Source organism: Cupriavidus pauculus (assembly GCF_022179805.1).
GTDB lineage: Bacteria > Pseudomonadota > Gammaproteobacteria > Burkholderiales > Burkholderiaceae > Cupriavidus > Cupriavidus pauculus_E.
Genome location: NZ_BPUO01000012.1, coordinates 41119 through 58074, shown reverse-complemented (window position 1 = coordinate 58074; position 16956 = coordinate 41119). Strand labels below are relative to the sequence as shown.

Annotated in this window: 20 protein-coding genes; 2 read left to right on the top strand and 18 right to left on the bottom strand. The window is 65.2% G+C overall.

What is annotated here, in order from left to right:
- Positions 1–5: 5 nt before the first annotated feature.
- The 17 genes from MFF62_RS22635 to napE all read right to left on the bottom strand — a co-directional run bounded on the left by MFF62_RS22635 (position 6) and on the right by napE (position 13896).
- The gene (locus MFF62_RS22635; RefSeq protein ID WP_238265351.1) at positions 6–617 is read right to left on the bottom strand and encodes a glutathione S-transferase family protein; all 612 of its coding nucleotides are present in this window, start codon (positions 615–617) and stop codon (positions 6–8) included.
- A gap of 126 nt (positions 618–743) precedes the next feature.
- The gene (locus tag MFF62_RS22630) at positions 744–1658 is read right to left on the bottom strand and encodes a LysR family transcriptional regulator (protein ID WP_238265350.1); all 915 of its coding nucleotides are present in this window, start codon (positions 1656–1658) and stop codon (positions 744–746) included.
- A 4-nt stretch (positions 1659–1662) separates the two neighbouring features.
- The gene (locus MFF62_RS22625) at positions 1663–2721 is read right to left on the bottom strand and encodes an AI-2E family transporter (protein WP_238265349.1); all 1059 of its coding nucleotides are present in this window, start codon (positions 2719–2721) and stop codon (positions 1663–1665) included.
- Between the two features lie 79 nt (positions 2722–2800).
- Positions 2801–3187 carry a LysR family transcriptional regulator gene (locus MFF62_RS22620; protein WP_238265348.1) on the bottom strand — a complete coding sequence of 129 codons (387 nt, stop codon included), beginning with the start codon at positions 3185–3187 and terminating at the stop codon, positions 2801–2803.
- A 149-nt stretch (positions 3188–3336) separates the two neighbouring features.
- Positions 3337–4401, bottom strand: a complete 1065-nt coding sequence (locus MFF62_RS30945) for a cytochrome c-type biogenesis protein CcmH (protein ID WP_404990821.1) — start codon at positions 4399–4401, stop codon at positions 3337–3339.
- Complete coding sequence (locus MFF62_RS22610; protein WP_238265347.1) at positions 4385–4942, bottom strand: DsbE family thiol:disulfide interchange protein; 558 nt, start codon at positions 4940–4942, stop codon at positions 4385–4387. The genes MFF62_RS30945 and MFF62_RS22610 overlap by 17 nt, the downstream gene beginning before the upstream one ends.
- Complete coding sequence (locus MFF62_RS22605; RefSeq protein WP_238265346.1) at positions 4939–6969, bottom strand: heme lyase CcmF/NrfE family subunit; 2031 nt, start codon at positions 6967–6969, stop codon at positions 4939–4941. The genes MFF62_RS22610 and MFF62_RS22605 overlap by 4 nt, the downstream gene beginning before the upstream one ends.
- A complete protein-coding gene (ccmE, locus tag MFF62_RS22600) occupies positions 6966–7421 on the bottom strand; it encodes a cytochrome c maturation protein CcmE (protein WP_238265448.1) in 456 nt (151 codons plus the stop codon). The genes MFF62_RS22605 and ccmE overlap by 4 nt, the downstream gene beginning before the upstream one ends.
- Complete coding sequence (ccmD, locus tag MFF62_RS22595) at positions 7421–7555, bottom strand: heme exporter protein CcmD (RefSeq protein WP_238265345.1); 135 nt, start codon at positions 7553–7555, stop codon at positions 7421–7423. The genes ccmE and ccmD overlap by 1 nt, the downstream gene beginning before the upstream one ends.
- Positions 7552–8319, bottom strand: a complete 768-nt coding sequence (locus MFF62_RS22590) for a heme ABC transporter permease (protein ID WP_238265344.1) — start codon at positions 8317–8319, stop codon at positions 7552–7554. Before MFF62_RS22590 ends, ccmD begins: the two co-directional genes overlap by 4 nt.
- Before the next feature lie 4 nt (positions 8320–8323).
- On the bottom strand, positions 8324–8992 hold the full coding sequence (gene ccmB / locus MFF62_RS22585) for a heme exporter protein CcmB (RefSeq protein ID WP_238265343.1): 669 nt from the start codon (positions 8990–8992) through the stop codon (positions 8324–8326).
- A complete protein-coding gene (gene ccmA / locus MFF62_RS22580; RefSeq protein WP_404990825.1) occupies positions 8989–9615 on the bottom strand; it encodes a cytochrome c biogenesis heme-transporting ATPase CcmA in 627 nt (208 codons plus the stop codon). The genes ccmB and ccmA overlap by 4 nt, the downstream gene beginning before the upstream one ends.
- 16 nt (positions 9616–9631) lie before the next feature.
- Positions 9632–10231 carry a NapC/NirT family cytochrome c gene (locus MFF62_RS22575; RefSeq protein WP_238265341.1) on the bottom strand — a complete coding sequence of 200 codons (600 nt, stop codon included), beginning with the start codon at positions 10229–10231 and terminating at the stop codon, positions 9632–9634.
- Between the two features lie 39 nt (positions 10232–10270).
- The gene (locus MFF62_RS22570) at positions 10271–10816 is read right to left on the bottom strand and encodes a nitrate reductase cytochrome c-type subunit (RefSeq protein ID WP_238265340.1); all 546 of its coding nucleotides are present in this window, start codon (positions 10814–10816) and stop codon (positions 10271–10273) included.
- Between the two features lie 19 nt (positions 10817–10835).
- Positions 10836–13331: a periplasmic nitrate reductase subunit alpha gene (napA, locus tag MFF62_RS22565; protein WP_238265339.1), complete on the bottom strand. Its 2496-nt coding sequence runs from the start codon at positions 13329–13331 to the stop codon at positions 10836–10838.
- Positions 13312–13638 (bottom strand): chaperone NapD, encoded by a 327-nt coding sequence (locus MFF62_RS22560; protein WP_238265338.1) that lies wholly within the window; start codon positions 13636–13638, stop codon positions 13312–13314. The genes napA and MFF62_RS22560 overlap by 20 nt, the downstream gene beginning before the upstream one ends.
- A 93-nt stretch (positions 13639–13731) precedes the next feature.
- A complete protein-coding gene (gene napE / locus MFF62_RS22555) occupies positions 13732–13896 on the bottom strand; it encodes a periplasmic nitrate reductase, NapE protein (protein ID WP_238265337.1) in 165 nt (54 codons plus the stop codon).
- Between the two features lie 512 nt (positions 13897–14408).
- Here napE and MFF62_RS22550 point away from each other — a divergent pair.
- Complete coding sequence (locus MFF62_RS22550) at positions 14409–14693, top strand: hypothetical protein (RefSeq protein ID WP_238265336.1); 285 nt, start codon at positions 14409–14411, stop codon at positions 14691–14693.
- A 55-nt stretch (positions 14694–14748) separates the two neighbouring features.
- Here MFF62_RS22550 and MFF62_RS22545 read toward each other — a convergent pair whose 3' ends face one another.
- Positions 14749–15657, bottom strand: coding sequence for a LysR family transcriptional regulator (locus MFF62_RS22545; protein ID WP_238265447.1), 909 nt, complete (start codon positions 15655–15657; stop codon positions 14749–14751).
- Positions 15658–15767: 110 nt separating this feature from the next.
- Between MFF62_RS22545 and MFF62_RS22540 the strand changes: the two genes are divergently transcribed.
- Positions 15768–16934, top strand: coding sequence for a CaiB/BaiF CoA transferase family protein (locus MFF62_RS22540; RefSeq protein ID WP_238265335.1), 1167 nt, complete (start codon positions 15768–15770; stop codon positions 16932–16934).
- The last annotated feature ends 22 nt before the right edge of the window (positions 16935–16956 follow it).

The following is a 16956-nucleotide window of genomic DNA, read 5'->3' as shown; positions in this document are numbered from 1 at the left end:
GAACGTCAGGCGGCCAGGCCGACCGCCGTGGCCTGGAACGGCGTGAAGCCGGGCAGCGCTTCCACGCGTGCCAGCCACTGGCGCACATTGGTGTAGCCGGCCAGGTCGACAAAGCCTTCCGGCGCGCTAGCGGTGTAGCTGTACAGCGCCACGTCGGCAATCGTCGGGTGATTGGCGGCAATCCACGGGCTGGCGGCCAGCGCGTCGTCCATCCGCTTGAGCAAGACGTGCGCACGTTCGATGGCGTCCTTGCCGTCGACCTGCGCCTTGAAGACCGTGACCAGGCGCGCCCGGGCCGGGCCGAAGGCCAGGTCGCCGGCCGCTACCGAGAGCCAGCGCTGTACGGCGGCCGCTTCCACGGGGGTCTCGGGCAGCCAGTCGGTGCGGCCGAGCTTCTTGCTCAAGTAGACCAGGATGGCATTGGAGTCGCTGATCACCACGCCGTCATCGACCAGCACCGGCACCTGTCCAAACGGATTCAGGGCTAGGAATTCTGGGGTCTTGTGGGCGCGGGCCGCCAGATCCACGTCGATCCACTCGGCAGGCTGGCCCAGCAGCGACAAAAAGAGCCAAGCGCGGTGCGAGTGTCCGGAAAGTCGGAGGCCGTACAGTTTCATGGTGGGTGTCCTTGGTCGATTGTTGCGGCGTTCAGTGCAAACGCTGCTTACGGATCGACTATAGACACCCGGCAATCGCAGAAAAATGGCCGCCGGTCGAAGAGACTCTTTCGGATTCCGGGAGAATCAGTCCGGGTTGGTCCCGTTCAGGAAGGTGTTGGACCGCAGCACTTCCACGGCCAGGTCGATGAAGGCGCGCACCTTGTGCATGGCATGGCGGCCCTCGCGGTGGATGATCTGGATTGGCAGCGCCGGCGGCTCGTAGTCTTCCAGCACGATGTGGAGCTTGCCGTCGCGCACCTCGTCGGCAATCTGGTAGGACAGCACGCGCGTCAGCCCGAAGTTGGCCACCGCCGTGGCAATCGCCGAATCATTGGTGGTGGTGGCCATGCGCGGCGTCAGGCGCACCGGCATGGGTTCACCGTTGTGCGCAAAACGCCACTCTGGAACCGTGGAGATACCCGTGGTCAGGATCACCGCATGGGCGGCCAGATCGTCGGGCGTTGCCGGCGTCCCGTGCCGCGCCAGGTATTCAGGCGAGGCGCACACCACACGGCGCACCCGGCCCACCGTGACGGCCTGCAGCGACGAACTGGGTAGGTCGCCGATGCGCACGCCCACGTCGATGCCTTCGTCGATGAAATTGACGATGCGGTCGATGAACAGGCAATCGACGTCCACCTCGGGATAGCGGCGCAGATATTCGACGACGATCGGCGTGACAAAGCGCCGGCCGAATAGCACCGACGCGGTGATCGACAGGCGCCCGCGCGGGGCCGCGTGCGTGCCGGTGGCCGCCAGTTCGGCCTCGTCGATCTCGGCCAAGATGCGGCGGCAGTTCTCGTAGTAGGCAGCGCCCGTGGCGGTGGGCCGCACCACGCGCGTGGTGCGCGTAAGCAGGCGCACGCCCAGATGGGTTTCCAGATCGGTGACCACCCGGCTGACCACGCTCAGCGACGCATCGAGCTTGCGCGCCGCCGGGGTGAAGCCGCCGCATTCCACGACGGCCACGTAGGTCTTCATCGCCTGCAGTCTGTCCATGGCGTCAGTGGGCGACCGGATCTTCGCCGTTGTTCAGGTCCCAGCAGGCAATGAACAGCGCGGCAACCAGCGGCCCGATGACAAAGCCGTTCAGCCCGAACAGTGCCATGCCGCCCAGCGTGGAGATCAGCACCACGTAGTCGGGCATCTGCGTGTCCTTGCCCACCAGGATGGGGCGCAGCACGTTGTCGACCAGCCCGATGACCAGCACGCCGAAGCCAATCAGCACGCCGCCCTTGATGACATCGCCAGTCAGCAGGAAGTAGACCGCCACGGGTGCCCAGATCAGCCCGGCACCCACCGCTGGCAGCAGCGACAGGAAGGCCATGACCACGCCCCACAGCAATGCGCCCTGGATGCCGAGCACCGTGAATATGCCGCCGCCCAGTATGCCCTGCACCACGGCCACGGCGATATTGCCCTTGACCGTGGCGCGCACGACCGTGGTGAATTTCTGGATCAGGTGCACCTTGTGCGACGCACTCAGCGGCACCGCCTGGCGCAGCCGGCGCGACAGTTGCGGGCCGTCGCGCAGCAGAAAGAACAGCAGATAGAGCATGATGGCAAAGCTGATCATGAACTGCGCCGTGTTCTGGCCGATGCTGAGCGCCCGCGTGGCTACGGCCTGGCTGGCCACCAGCGCGCTGGCGCTGAGCTTGTCCTTCACGTCAGAAATGCTGGCCAGGTCGGCACGCGCCAGGATGTCGCGCACGAAGGGTGGCAACGCATCGGCGGCGGACTGGAAATAGTGGCCGAAGTTGATCCGCCCCGAGCGAACGTTGTCATAGAGGTTCACGCCCTCCTGGATCAGCGACATCGTGATGAAGATCAGTGGCAGGATCACCAGCAGCAGCACCAGCAACAGCGTGAGCAGCGCCGCGATGTTGGTGCGGCCGCGCAGGCCCGCCACCAGCCGCCGCTGCAATGGCGCGAAGATGATGGCCAGTACCGCGCCCCAGAACACCGCGCCATAGAAGGGCAGCAAGATCCAGAAAAATGCGATGGTGACCATCGCCAGCAACAACAGGAACGTCTTGTGATGCAGACCTTCGGGGTCGGCCATGAGTCGATTCCTCAGTTCGCGAGCCAATGGCCATTCTACGATGTTTGCCGGAGCCGTCCGTTGCGATGGGCCGGTGGCGTCACGCGCGCACGGATTCGGCCACGAGGTTGTCCCACATCGACAGCAGCCGGATGGCACAGGGATAGAGGCGTTGCGCGGCGGCGGTGCGATGCATCGACGAAGCCTCGCGGACAAAGAGCTGGGTGGACAGGCGGTCTTCGAGACGACGGACCGCGTAGTGGATGCAGGCGGCCCGGATGCCGGTATGACGCCCTGCCACAATGGCCGATTCGTGATGCATCAGCATGACAAATCGGCGCAGGCGGGAGGTGTTGATGTGCCGAAGGGGCAGGGCGCCGTACAGGTAGTCGGGCGGACGGATGTGAATGGCCAGGGCGAGACGCGTGTGGCGCGGTGTCTCGCTTTGGGGAGCGGACTCCGGCAGGGATTGATTGATGTCCCACATACTGATGCTGCCTAAAGCACAAATGCAATGAGGCCGGATTGTGCAGCGATTCACCGCGACCAGGCTTGTCCCTCGACAAACACCCGGCAGTGCACGCAATTCACATCGCAACATGCCTAGAACGAATCGAGGCGGGACGTGTGTTCGCGCTACTTCGTCGTCGCTGCGGCGCCCTGGGCTGCCGCGAGATTGGCGGCCACGCGCGCGGCGGTCTGCGAGTCCGGCGGCAGCAGGCGGTAGAGCCGTTGCCAGTAGCCGATGGCCCCGGCTGTGTCGCCACGCTCGGCGGCGGCACTGGCCGCCAGCGCCAGCCCTTTCGGATCGTCCGGATCGGCAGCGAGCGCAGCCTTGATTTGTTCCATCGCAGGCCCTTCCAGCGACCCGTTGTTGAGACTCGCCAGCACATCGGCATAGTCTGCATGCAGCGCCGACACATCCGGCGCCAGCGCCACGGCGCGCGCGTAGGCCGCCGCCGCATCGTCGAACCGCTCCAGCACCGTGTACGAGCGGGCCAGCATCGACCAGCCATTGGCGTCTTGCGGGTTTGTCTGCAGGCGTCGCGCAAGCTGGTCGACCATGGTTTCGATCTGCGAGATGTCGGGCGCGTGGGCGTCACCGGAGAGGCTGTGTGTGTCGGTGCCCTGGATCACGGCGGCGGGGGTGCCCAGGTGGAGATAGAGCAGTGCGGCGGCGGGCGGCAATGCCAGGGACAGGATGGCGGTGGTCCAGCGGGAGCGGGGCGCACCCAAACGCGCCTTCTCGCCGCTGTCTTGCGCCTCTCTCCCGCCCTGCGGGAGAGAGGCCGGGGGTGAGGGTAAGGCGTTGCCAGACCTACCACGCCTGCGCAAGTACCAGACAATCCCAACCAGTAACACAAACGGTCCCAACCACAGCAACCACGTCGACGGCTTGAACGGCGGATCGTAAAGCACGAAGTCGCCGTAGCGCTGCACCAGGTAATCCTTGATGGCCGAATCGCTGGCGCCCTGGGCCAACTGGGTGCGGATCTGCCGGCGCAGGTCCACCGCCAGTTCGGCGTTGGAGTCCGCCAGGGTCTGGTTCTGGCACACCAGGCAGCGCAGTTGCTGCGATAGCGAATGCACGCGCGCATCGAGTTCCGCATCGGACAATGGCGCCGCGCCGGCGTGCCACGACAGCACGGCCAGCAGCCATGCCGTCAGCCAGCCGCGCAACGGCCTAGGCAGGATTCGCACGCGCACCTCCCTGTTGCAGCCGCTGCAACACCGGCTTGATCTGCCGTTCCAGCACATCGGGCGTCACCGGACCCACCTGCCGATACCGCACCGTGCCCTGCGCGTCGATGATGTACGTCTCGGGCACGCCGTAGACGCCGAAGTCGATGCCGACCCGGCCGTCGGCGTCGACCAGCGATTGCACGTACGGATTGCCCATCTGCTGCAGCCAGGCCTCGGCGGCCGGCGTGGTGTCCTTGTAGTTGAGCCCGTAGAGCGGCACGGGCGACTTTGCCGCGAAGTCCACCAGTACCGGATGCTCGGTGCGGCACGCCGCGCACCACGACGCCCAGACGTTCAGGATCCAGATCTTGCCGCGCATATCCGCCGCCTGCACCATGCGCTCGGGCTGGCCTGGCACCGGCAGTACCGGCAGGGCAAACGCAGGCGCGGGCTTGCCCACCAGCGCCGACTGCAGCTCGCGCGGATCGTGGCGCAGCCCGGCGCCGAGCGCGACGACGATGGCCAGGAAGATCGCCAGCGGCAGCAGATAGCGCGTCATGGGCTGGGCTCCTGGTAGCGGCGCGTGGCGATGACGGGCTGCGGCACCGGCACGCTGTCGCGCCCGTCACTGTCGAGCGACGGCGTGGAGATCGTCACTCGATGCCGCACCCGGTAGCGCCTGTCGCATGCGGCAATCAGTCCGCCCAGCGCCATCAGCGCGCAGCCGGCCCAGATCCACTTCACGAACGGCTTCACGTAGATGCGCACGGCCCAGACCTTCTCGCCGGCCGCTTCGCCGATAGCTACGTACAGGTCGCGCGTGAAGCCGGTATCGATCGCCGCTTCGGTGGTGGGCATGTCCTGGCTGCGGTAGATGCGCCGTTCGGTCACCAGCGTGGTCTGCAAGCGGCCCTGGCGATGGACCGTGATGATGCCGCGCAGCGCCTCGTAGTTGGGCCCCACGGCAGGCACCACGCCGTCGAAGCGGAATTCGTAACCGTCCACCGTCACGGTGTCGCCGGGCCGCATCGGCAGTTCGCGCATGGTCTCCTGGCTGTTCACCAGCGTCACGCCTACCACGAAGACCCCCACGCCAACGTGTGCCAGCAGCATGCCGCAATAGCCCGCCGGCAGTTGGCGTAGTGCCTGCCACAGGCTGTGCGCGTGCCGCAGCCGGCCCGCCAGGCTGACCAGCGCGGTGGCGATGCACCAGATGGCCAGCGCCAACCCCAGGCCGGTCAGGGCCGAGCGATTGCGCAGCACGAGCCACAGGCCGATGGCGACGACCACGCTGGCCACCGCTGCCCAGCGCAGCCGGCGCGCAATCGGCGGCAGTTCGCCACGCCGCCAGCGGGCCAGCGGCGCCGCGCCCATCAACAGCACGGCGGGCGCCATCAGCGGCACGAACACCTGCTCGAAGTACGCGGGCCCCACCGAGACTTTGCCCAGGTCCAGTACATCGAGCAGCAGCGGATACAGCGTGCCTAACAACACGGCCGAGGTGGCCACGGCCAGCAGCACATTGTTGGCCAGCAGGAAGCTTTCGCGCGACGCCAGCCCGAAATCGGTGCCTCGCCGCAACTGTGGCGCGCGCCAGGCAAAGATGGCCAACGCCAGCCCGGTAACCAGCCCCAGCAGCGTCAGGATGAAGATGCCGCGCCGGGGGTCTACCGCGAACGCGTGCACCGACGTCAGCACGCCGGAGCGCACGAGGAACGTGCCCAGCAGGCTCAGCGAGAAAGTGAAGATGGCCAGCACTGCTGTCCATGCGCGAAATGCGCCTCGCTTTTCGGTGACGGCCAGCGAGTGGATCAACGCCGTGCCGGCCAGCCACGGCATGAACGATGCGTTTTCCACGGGGTCCCAGAACCACCAGCCGCCCCAGCCCAGCTCGTAGTAGGCCCACATGCTGCCCAGCGCGATGCCCACGGTCAGGAACATCCACGCGAGGATGGTCCATGGCCGCGACCAGCGCGCCCACGACGCGTCGAGGCGTCCTTCGAGCAGCGCCGCGATGGCGAACGCGAACGCCACGGCAAAGCCCACGTAGCCCATGTAGAGGAAGGGCGGGTGGAACACCATGCCGGGGTCCTGCAGCAGGGGGTTCAGGTCCTTGCCTTCCATGGCGCGCGGTAGCAGCCGGATGAAGGGATTCGACGCAAACAGCAGGAACAGCAGCAAGCCGCTGCTGATGGCACCCATTACGCCCAGCACGCGTGCCACGAAGGCCAGCGGCAGACGGCGGCTGAACATTGCCACCGCAAAGGACCACCCCGCCAGCATCAGCGTCCACAGCAGCATCGACCCCTCGTGGCCGCCCCACACGGCCGCCATGCGATAGATCAGCGGCAGCGCACTGTTGGAGTTTGCCGCCACGTAGCGCACGCTGAAGTCATCGCCGACGAACGCTGCCGTGAGCGCCACGTACGCGGCCAGCACCAGCAGCCCCTGGAGTACCGCGGCTGGGCGGGCCAGCGCCATCCACGGCACGAAGCCGCGCGGCGCACCGGCCAGCGGCAGCACGGCCTGCACCAGCGCCGCCAGCAGTGCGCAGATCAACGCGAAGTGACCCAGTTCGACCATCATCGCTGTGCCTTCTGGTCCGTGCTGCCGTCGTTTGCGGCGCGCTTGAGCGCTTCGGCCGCTTCCGGCGGCATATAGTTCTCGTCATGCTTGGCCAGTACCTCGCTGGCCACGAACGTGCCGCCGGCGTCGAGCGTGCCGCGCGCCACCACACCCTTACCTTCGCGGAACAGGTCGGGCAGCAGGCCGCGATAGACCACCGGCACATCGTGCCGCGTATCGGTCACCACGAAGCGGATGGTCAGGCTTTCGGCTTCGCGGCGGACCGACCCAGGCGCCACCAGGCCGCCCAGCCGGAACGCACGGGCCGTGGGCGCCTCGTGCGTGGCCACTTGGCTCGGGCTGAAGAAGAACACCAGGTTCGACTGGAACGCATTGAGCACCAGCGCCAGCGCCACGCCACCGCATACCAGCGCGGCCAGCAGCAGCCCAAGGCGGCGTTGGCGCGCGGTCATCATGGCGCGTCGTCCAGGTTGTCACTCTGGGCGTGGCGCTGTCGCCCGCGCTTGGCGAGCCACAGCAGTTCCAGCGCGACGGCCAGGAATGCGATGCCGAAGGCCCCGGCGATATAGGCGGCGTGTGTGCTCATGGCCCAGCCACCCGCACTTCGCCACGCTCGCGCAGGATGCATCGCACGCGCACCAGGGTCACCGCAATCGTGTACGTCCAGCACGCCAGCGTCATCGCCAGCATGCCGGCCAACATCGTCGTGGCCATGGTGGGTGCGGCGGTCAGGCTGACCGATGCGCCCTGGTGCAGCGTGTTCCACCACTGCACCGAGAAATAGATCACGGGCAGGTTGACCACGCCAACCAGTGCCAGCACGGCGCAGGCGCGCTCGGCGCGGCGCGGCTCGTCGATGGCCGATTCCATCGCGATGAAGCCAAGGTAGAGAAACAGCAGGATCAGCTCGGACGTGAGCCGCGCATCCCAGACCCACCACGTGCCCCACGTGGGCTTGCCCCACAGCGCGCCGGTCCAGAGCGCCAGGAACGTGAACATCGCGCCGGTGGGGGCCAGCGCAGAGGCCATCATCGCCGAGAGCCGCGTGCGCAGCACCAGCGCCAACGCGCAGTAGATGGCCATCACGAGGTAGATGAACATCGACATCCACGCGGCCGGTACGTGGATGAAGATGATGCGGTAGACCTCGCCCTGCTGCGCGTCGGTGGGCGCCACGACGAAGCCGAGCCAGAGCCCGACCGCAAGCCAGATGGCGGCCAGCGCGAAAAACCAGGGTGCCAGCTTGCCGGCCAGCGGATAGAAGCGCACCGGCGCGGCCAGCCGCGTCCAGTTGGGTCGAACTGGTGGCGTGCGGCGGTTGGTATCAGGGATGGAGGCGTCGCGGGTCATCGGCTCACTCCATCGCGATGCGCAGGCCCGCCGCGGTGGCAAGCGGGCAGAGCAGCAGCGACAGCGCCAGGCAGGCGCCCAGCAGCGAAAAATGCGGCGCCACGGCAAGTCCCGCATCGGCGGCAGCGCCGGCGCTGGCGCCAAACACCAGCACTGGAATCGACAGTGGCAGCACCAGGATGCAAAGCAGCACGGCACCGCCGCGCACGCCCAGCGTCAAGGCGGCACCGACAGCGCCGATCAGGCTCAGCGCGGGCGTGCCGACCAGCAGCGATGCGGACAACAGCAGCGTGGCGCCGCCGGGCAGGCTGTATTGCTGCGCGAGCAGCGGCGTCAACAGCAGCAGTGGCACGCCGCTGGTGAGCCAGTGCGCGCAGATCTTGCCCAGCACCAGCAGTGCCAGCGGGTGCGGCGACAGCAGCAACTGGTCCAGGCTGCCATCGGCGTATTCCTGCGCGAACAGCCGCGACAGCGACAGCATCGACGCCAGCAGGGCGGCCACCCACAGGATGCCGGGCGCCAGCGCGCGCAACTGCTGCGGGTCGGGGCCAATCGCCAACGGAAACAGGCTCGACACGATCACGAAGAACACCACGCTGGCCAGCAGGCTGCTGCGCCGCCGCCAGGCAACCGACAGGTCGTGTGCGATGACGGACTGCAGCGCGCCGATCATGACGGTTGTGCTCCGGGCGTGCCTAGGTCCAGCACGCCGCCGGTAGCCGGCAACAATTGGTGCGTGGCGATGACCGCCATGCCGCCTCGATCCAGATGGCCGTCGAGCAGAGCCGTGAAGCGTTCGGCGGATCCGTGGTCGAGCGATGTCAGCGGTTCGTCCAGCAGCCACAACGCGCGCGGCGCCAGGGCCAGTCGCGCCAGCGACACGCGGCGGCGCTGGCCTTGCGACAACGTCCGCAAGGGGACGCTGGCCACGGCATCGAGCCCGAGCCGGCCAAGCGCCTGCCCCAGCGATTGGGTATCGGGCTGGACCCCGGCCATGCGCGCGGCAAAGCGCAGGTTGTCGATGGCGCTGAGATCGGCGTCGATGCCGTTGGTGTGGCCGACGTAGGCCAGGTTGGACAGATACTCGGCATCGCCGGCACGCACCGTGCGCCCGCGCCAGGCCAGGCGCCCGGCGGCCGGCTCCAGCAGGCTGCAGAGCACGCGCAGCAGGCTGGTCTTGCCGGCGCCATTGGGGCCAACCACCTGCAGCAGGCTGCCCGGTGCCAGTGCCAGATGGATATCGCGGAACACGGTCCGACCCATGCGGCGGACGGTCAGGCCGCTGGCCTCCAGCATCGTCGCCGTCATGGCGTTACTCGCCCTCGGCCTTGGCGACGTCGGGCAGCCGGTGGGCAATGCCCTTGTGGCAATCGATGCAGGTCTTTTCCTTGTTGGCCAGGTAGGTGGAATGCATGGCCTGCGCGCGCGGGCTCTGCCGCGTGAAGTCCATCGACTGGTAGTCGTGGCAGTTGCGGCATTCGAGCGAATCGTTGGCCTTGAAGCGCGCCCATTCGTGCTGCGCCAGCGTCAGCCGATGCTCCTGGAATTTCTCGCGCGTGTCCACGGTGCCGAAGATCTTGGCCCAGACCTCCTTCGACGCCTGCATCTTGCGCGCCATCTTGCTGGTCCAGTTATGCGGCACATGGCAATCGGAGCACTTGGCGCGCACGCCGCTGCGATTGGTGAAATGAATGGTGCCCTGAAGTTCCTGGTAGACGTTGTCGCGCATCTCGTGGCAGCCGGTGCAGAACTGCTCGGTATTTGTCAACTCCAGCGCCGTGTTGAACGCGCCCCAGAACATCACGCCGGCAATGAAGCCGCCCACCGTGAGAAAGCCCAGGCTGAAGTACGCGCTGGGCCGGTTGATCGTGCGCCAGTAGCGTTTGATGAGATCCCAGAGTCTGCCCGTCATCGCATGTCCCGGTTGATCCGTTTGATCTGCCCTTTTCGCCTACTTCGTGCTGGTGGTGCCGGTCTTGGCACTGTCGCTCTTGGCCCCCGACTTGGCACCCTTTTGTGCACCTGCGCGCTTGAGCATCGTCTCCACATCGACGAAGGAGTTACCTACCAGCGGCTTGGTGTCGGCCTGCGGCACATGGCATTGCGTGCAGAAGTAGCGGCGCGGCGAGACCTCGGCCAGCACGTTGTTGTCACGGTCCATGTAGTGCGTGATGCTGACCGGGATGGCGCCGGTTTCCTCGGTCTTCGTGCGCGCGTGGCAGAACATGCAGCGGTTGAAGTCCTTATCTAGCTGGTACCCGTCGATCTTGTGCGGGATGGTGGGCGGCTGCATCGTGTAGTTGCGCGTGCGGCGCACATCCTTGTTCTCGGTGGGATACAGCAGCGGCGCCTTGGTCTCGTCGGCCACCGGCGTCGGGCCACGCATCGAATCGACCAGCCCCTGCGCGCCGGCGGGCGGCACCAGCAGCGTCGCCACGGCTATCAGGATCCAGGCGCTGAACGCCAGCAGGGCTGTCCGGGATCGGCTCGGCTTCATGGCGTCTCCTTTCACGGCGTTATACCTTCACGATCTTGACCGCACACTTCTTGAAGTCGGTCTGCAGCGAGATCGGGCAGGTGGCATCGAGCGTCACCTTGTTGATGAGCTGGCTCGCGTCGAACCACGGCACGAAGACCAGGCCGCGCGGCGGCACGTCGCGTCCGCGCGTTTCCACCCGGGTGCGCATGCGTCCGCGCCGCGATACCACCTCCACCTCCACGCCGCGTCGCAGGCCCATCGACTTGGCATCTTCCGGATGCATGAAGCAGACCGCATTCGGAAACGCGCGGTACAGCTCCGGCACGCGGCGGGTCATCGAGCCCGAGTGCCAGTGCTCCAGCACGCGGCCGGTGGCCAGCCAGTACGGATATTCCTTGTCCGGCGATTCGGCGGGCGGCTCGTAGGGCAGGGCGAAAATCACCGCCTTGCCGTCGGCGTTGCCATAGAACTGGAAGCCGGTGCCGGCCTTCACATACGGATCGCTGCCTTCGCGATAGCGCCAGCGCGTTTCCTTGCCGTTCACCACGGGCCAGCGCAGCCCGCGTGCCTCGTGGTAGGCATCGAACGGCGCCAGGTCGTGGCCGTGGCCGCGGCCAAAACTTGCGTATTCCTCGAACAGCCCTTTCTGCACGTAGAAGCCAAACGCTTTGGCTTCGGCGTTGTTGTACTCGGTGTTGACTTCCTTGGTCGGGAACTTGTCGACATTGCCGTTGCGGTACAGCACATCGAACAGCGTCTTGCCGCGCACGTCGGGCATCTTGGCGATCAGGTCGGCCGGCCAGACTTCTTCTACCTTGAAGCGCTTGGAGAATTCCATCAACTGCCACAGGTCGGATTTCGCCTCGCCCGGCGCATCGACAAGCTGATGCCAGAACTGTGTGCGGCGCTCGGCGTTGCCATAGGCACCTTCCTTCTCCACCCACATGGCGCTGGGCAGGATCAGATCGGCCGACAGCGCGGTTACCGTCGGATAGACATCGGACACGACGATGAAGTTGTCCGGGTTGCGATAGCCGGGCAAGCCCTCCTGCATCATGTTGGCGGCGGCCTGCATGTTGTTGTTGACCTGCACCCAGTACGCGTTGAGCTTGCCGTCCTTGAGCATGCGGTTCTGCAGCACGGCGTGGTAGCCGACCTTGTCGGGGATGGTGCCCGCGGGCAGCTTCCAGATGCGCTCGGCCTCTTCACGGTGCTTCGGGTTGGTGACCACCATGTCGGCCGGCAGCCGGTGAGAGAACGTGCCCACTTCGCGCGCGGTGCCGCAGGCCGAGGGCTGGCCCGTCAGCGAGAACGGACTGTTGCCCGGCGTGGCAATCTTGCCGGTCAGCAGGTGCACGTTGTAGACCATATTGTTGACCCACGTGCCGCGCGTGTGCTGGTTGAAGCCCATGGTCCACAGCGACATGACCTTGACGTTGGGGTCGGCGTACAGCTCGGCCAGCTTTTCCAGCTTGTCCTTCGGCACGCCAGACAGCTTGCTGACATAGTTGGCGTCGTACTTGGCTACGAATTTCGCGAACTCGTCGAACGTGATCGGCTTGGCATCGGTGGGGTTGCCAGCGTTCTTGGCCGCTTTCTGCAGCGGATTGTCCGGACGCAGGCCGTAGCCGATGTCGGTCACGCCCTCCTTGAACACCGTGTGCTTGTTGACGAAGTCCTTGTTGACGCGGTTGGTCTGGATGATGTGATGGGCGATGTAGTTCAGCATCGCCAGGTCGGTCTGCGGCGTGAAGATGATGGGCAGGTCGGCCAGGTCGAATGAGCGGTGCGTGAATGTGGACAGCACCGCCACGCGCGTTTTCGGATGGCTAAGGCGGCGGTCGGTGATGCGCGTCCACAGGATGGGGTGCATCTCGGCCATGTTCGAGCCCCAGAGCACGAAGGCGTCGGCGTTTTCGAAGTCGTCGTAGCAGCCCATCGGCTCGTCCATGCCGAATGTGCGCATGAAGCCAGTTACCGCCGACGCCATGCAGTGGCGTGCGTTCGGGTCGATATTGTTCGAGCGAAAGCCGGCTTTCATCAGCTTGGACGCGGCGTAGCCTTCCCAGATCGTCCACTGCCCCGAGCCGAACATGCCCACGGCGGTGGGGCCCTTTTCCTTGAGCACGCGCTTGAACTGCCGTTCCATCTCCTCGAACGCGCGATCCCAGCTGACCGGGGCAAATTCGCCGTTCTTGTCGTACTTGCCGTTCTTCATGCGCAGCAGCGGCTTGGTCAGCCTGTCCTGGCCGTACATGATCTTCGACAGGAAATACCCCTTGACGCAGTTCAGCCCCTTGTTGACCTCGCATTGCGGATCGCCCTGGGTAGCCACCACCTTGTTGTCGCGCACCGCGACCGTCACGCCGCAACCGGTGCCGCAAAAACGGCAGGGTGCCTTGGACCACTTCAGTTTGGTGACTTCGCTGTCCGTGACGAAATTGGCGGTTTGGCCAGGAACAGGTATGCCCGCCACCGATGCGGTTGCCGCGATGGCCGTCTGCTTGATGAAATCACGACGCGTGACTGACATCGGGAAGCTCCTCGTACATGGCTGCGGCGTCTTCGTTGTGCTGATAGACGAGTGTGGCGGAGATCACGCCTTCGAGCTGGTGCAGGCAGGTGAGCTGTGCCACGATGGCGTGCGAGGTGGGGGCCTCGACCGTGACGACGAGCTTGCCCGTATCGCTGACGGCATGGATTTCGGCACCGGTCATCGCATCGATGGTGCGGCGCACGTGGTCCAGGCTGGCGGGATGGGCAAACACCATGATGCCGGCGATATGCCATTCGTCATCCGGACCCGCCGGATGAATCGGGATAGAAGGTCTTTCAGGCATGCGGTTACCCCTGACAAGACTGCTTTTGCAGGTTTTCCTTCTTTTCGCAATTGGCCTTTGGGCCAATTTGCTCTTATCGGCTCAGACTGTCGCTTAGTGCGACGGAGGGCCGCTAATCAATTGGCTCATCCAGACAATGAAGCCATAACCAGCCACGACGACGATGGACAGCACCGGCACCATTACGGCTGTCAGAAAAAGGAAGCTGCGCAGTTCTTCCTTCTTGCGCTGCGGATCGTCAACGCTACCTGATCCCATATTCCCCTCGGCTCTCGCATCGGTTTACCGGCCGTCACGCCGGTCATGCGTAACTCATTAAAGGAACGGCGATGTGAGGTGTCAAGCTGCGCACTCGAGCGCGAGTTCAGACCCACATAGACATCCGGCGGGATTGGCATGCCGATTCAGGGTCTCGCCAAGTCATCACGTCGTGATTTAACGATCTTCGCAGCGATGTTGAATAAATTCGATCTGCCAAACATTGGCCTGCTGATGTGAATTAGTGTCCGCCTGAGCATTTAAGTCCGAAACCATGGTCCGGCTGGTTATCGACGCAAAGCCAGCAGGACGCTTACAACACAAACAACGCATAGCTGTTGATCTCGCTACCTCTCCCGGGATCTTTCGAATTACTTCGAATCTGAATTTCCGTCGACGCTGGTGAAATCGTTGCTATCTCAAGCTAAAGATACTGATGATGGACTATGTCAACTGCAAGGTGATCACCGAGTTGGAGAAAGACTCCGGCGCTTCGCAAGGCAAAGGAGAAGGTGATTGCTTATTGGCGCGACGATGTGCCGATCATGCGTTTGTTTTCCCGCTTGGGCGAGGCGGGCAAGGAGTTCCGGAAATTTACAGACGAGGAGAAGAAGCACATCTTCGCGGTGATCGAGAGGGGTAAGCGATTCAAGTACTCCAAGTTGGTGTTCTTCGTGGCATGCGGAACCTTGGGCGGCATCATGTGGGTGTCGGGAAGCGATAGGCTGCTTGTCCGCCAGATATCAAGCAATGCGGAAAGCGGTCGAGGGCATATTGTGTTTTTTCTGCGCAGCTAGACGGAAGCCGTTGGCCGAAATCCAGGCTGGAGCTTTGACCCCCTCCTGGTCCGTATCAAGCCGGCGGCGCCTGATCCTCCGCGACTCGCTGGGCGGCGGCCACGAACCGCAGGACATGGCGGTCATCGGTGTGTTGCTGCGTGGCCAGCGCAATGCCGATGCGCGCGGCCGGACGCGGGCTCGATAGGCGAAGAAAGCGCACGCGCCGGTTGGTGTAACGGGCCGCGACTCCCGGCACCAGCGCCACGCCCAGGCCGCTCTCAACCAGGCTGACAATGGTCTGCACCTGTACCGCTTCCTGTGCGATGCGCGGCACGAACCCGGCCTGCTGGCATAGCAGCATCGCCACGGCCCGCAGGTTCGGCACATCGGCGCCGGGATGCATGATGAAGGGCTCTTCGGCCAGTGCTTTCAGGGCGATGCTGTCCTGTGCCGCGAAGCGGCTATCGGCGGGCACGGCGGCCAGGAAGGTGTCTGATTCCAGCGGCAGTAGCTGGAACGGTCCACTGCTCAGGATCGGAAACCGTACCAGGCCGGCGTCGAGCTGGCCGCGCTCGATGCGGTCCAGGATCGACGCCGAGGTCGATTCATGCAGGATCAGTTCGATGCCGGGGTGTTCGCCGCGAAATGCCGGAATCAGCCGGGGCAGCAGGGCATAGGTAGCCGACCCGACAAAGCCGATGCGCAGCGCGCCGCGTTCGCCAAGTGCCGCCGACTGCGCGGCGGCCCGGGCCTGTTCGGCATGGAACAGCGCGCGCCGAGCATCGTTCAGCGCCGCCTCGCCGGCCTGCGTCAGCCTGACGCCGCGCGTGGTGCGGACGAACAGCGGCGTCCCGAGCGATTCCTCCAGCTTGCGAATCGAAATGGAGAGCGGCGGCTGGGCCATATGCAACCGTTCGGCGGCGCGGTGGAAGTTACCGGTTTCGGCAAGCACGACAAACTGCTGGAGCTGGCGCAGGTCCATGGTGATATGCAATGGATATCAATTCCTAAAAATCTAATATTAGACGCAAGCGGCGCGCTGGACTACGCTGTCTCCCCATCAGAACCATGAAATGCAAAGGAGACACAGCGATGCTGCCCCTATTCGGTGTCCGTGTCGTCGACCTGTCGACCGTTGTGATGGGCCCCTACGCCAGCCAGTGGCTGGCCGACCTGGGTGCCGAGGTGATCAAGGTGGAAACCCCCGATGGCGATTCCACGCGCCGTACCGGCCCGGCCACCGAGGACGGCATGTCGGCGATTTTCCTGGGCGTGAACCGCAGCAAGAAGAGCGTGGTGCTGAACCTGAAGCAACCCGCCGCACAGGCCGCGCTGCACCGTTTGCTGGGAACGGCCGATGTCTTTCTGCACAGCATGCGCCCGCAAAAGCTTGGCAAGCTGGACCTGGACCCGGCCAGCGTGATGGCCCGGCATCCCCAGCTCGTGTACGTCAGCCTGCTGGGCTTTGCCGAGGATGGACCCTATGGCGGGCGCCCCGCCTATGACGACATCATCCAGGGGCTGTGCGGCAATGCCGCGCTGATGGCCGCGCAGACCGGCACCGTGCGCTACTTCCCGACGATTTCCGCGGACAAGACCAGCGGGCTGGTGGCGGCGCTGTCGATTTCCGCAGCGCTGGCCGGACGCGCGCGCAACGGCGGAAAGGGCGGCATGGTGGAAGTGCCGATGTTCGAGTCGATGGTGGCATTCAATCTGGTCGAGCATCTGTATGGCCAGCATTTCGAGCCGCCGCGCGCCGCCGCCGGCTATCCGCGCGTGCTGGCGCCGTTGCGCCGCCCGTACCAGACGGCCGACGGCTACGTCTGCATGATGCCGTACACCGACGCACACTGGCGCGACTTCTTCCGCGCGGCCGGCCGTGACGACCTGGCCGCTGACGCGCGCTTCACCGACATCGCCGCGCGTACCCGGCACATCGAAACGCTCTACGAGATCACCGGCGAGCTGGTGCGCGAGCGCAGTACCGCCGCATGGATCGAACTGTGCGAAGCGTTGCAGATCCCGGTGGCACGCGTGAATGACCTGGATGAACTCGTCGACGATCCGCACCTGCGCGCGACCGGCTTCTTCGATCAGGTCGACGATCCGCACATGGGCACGCTGCGCTTTCCCGGCGCGCCTGTCCGCTTCGACGGCGAGCGCGCCCACGCCAGCGTGCCGCCACGCCTGGGCGAGCACACGCACGAGGTGCTGGCCAGTGTTGGACTCAGTGATGACGACATTGCCGCGCTGGGCTGATATCGATTTTGCAAAACCAGAG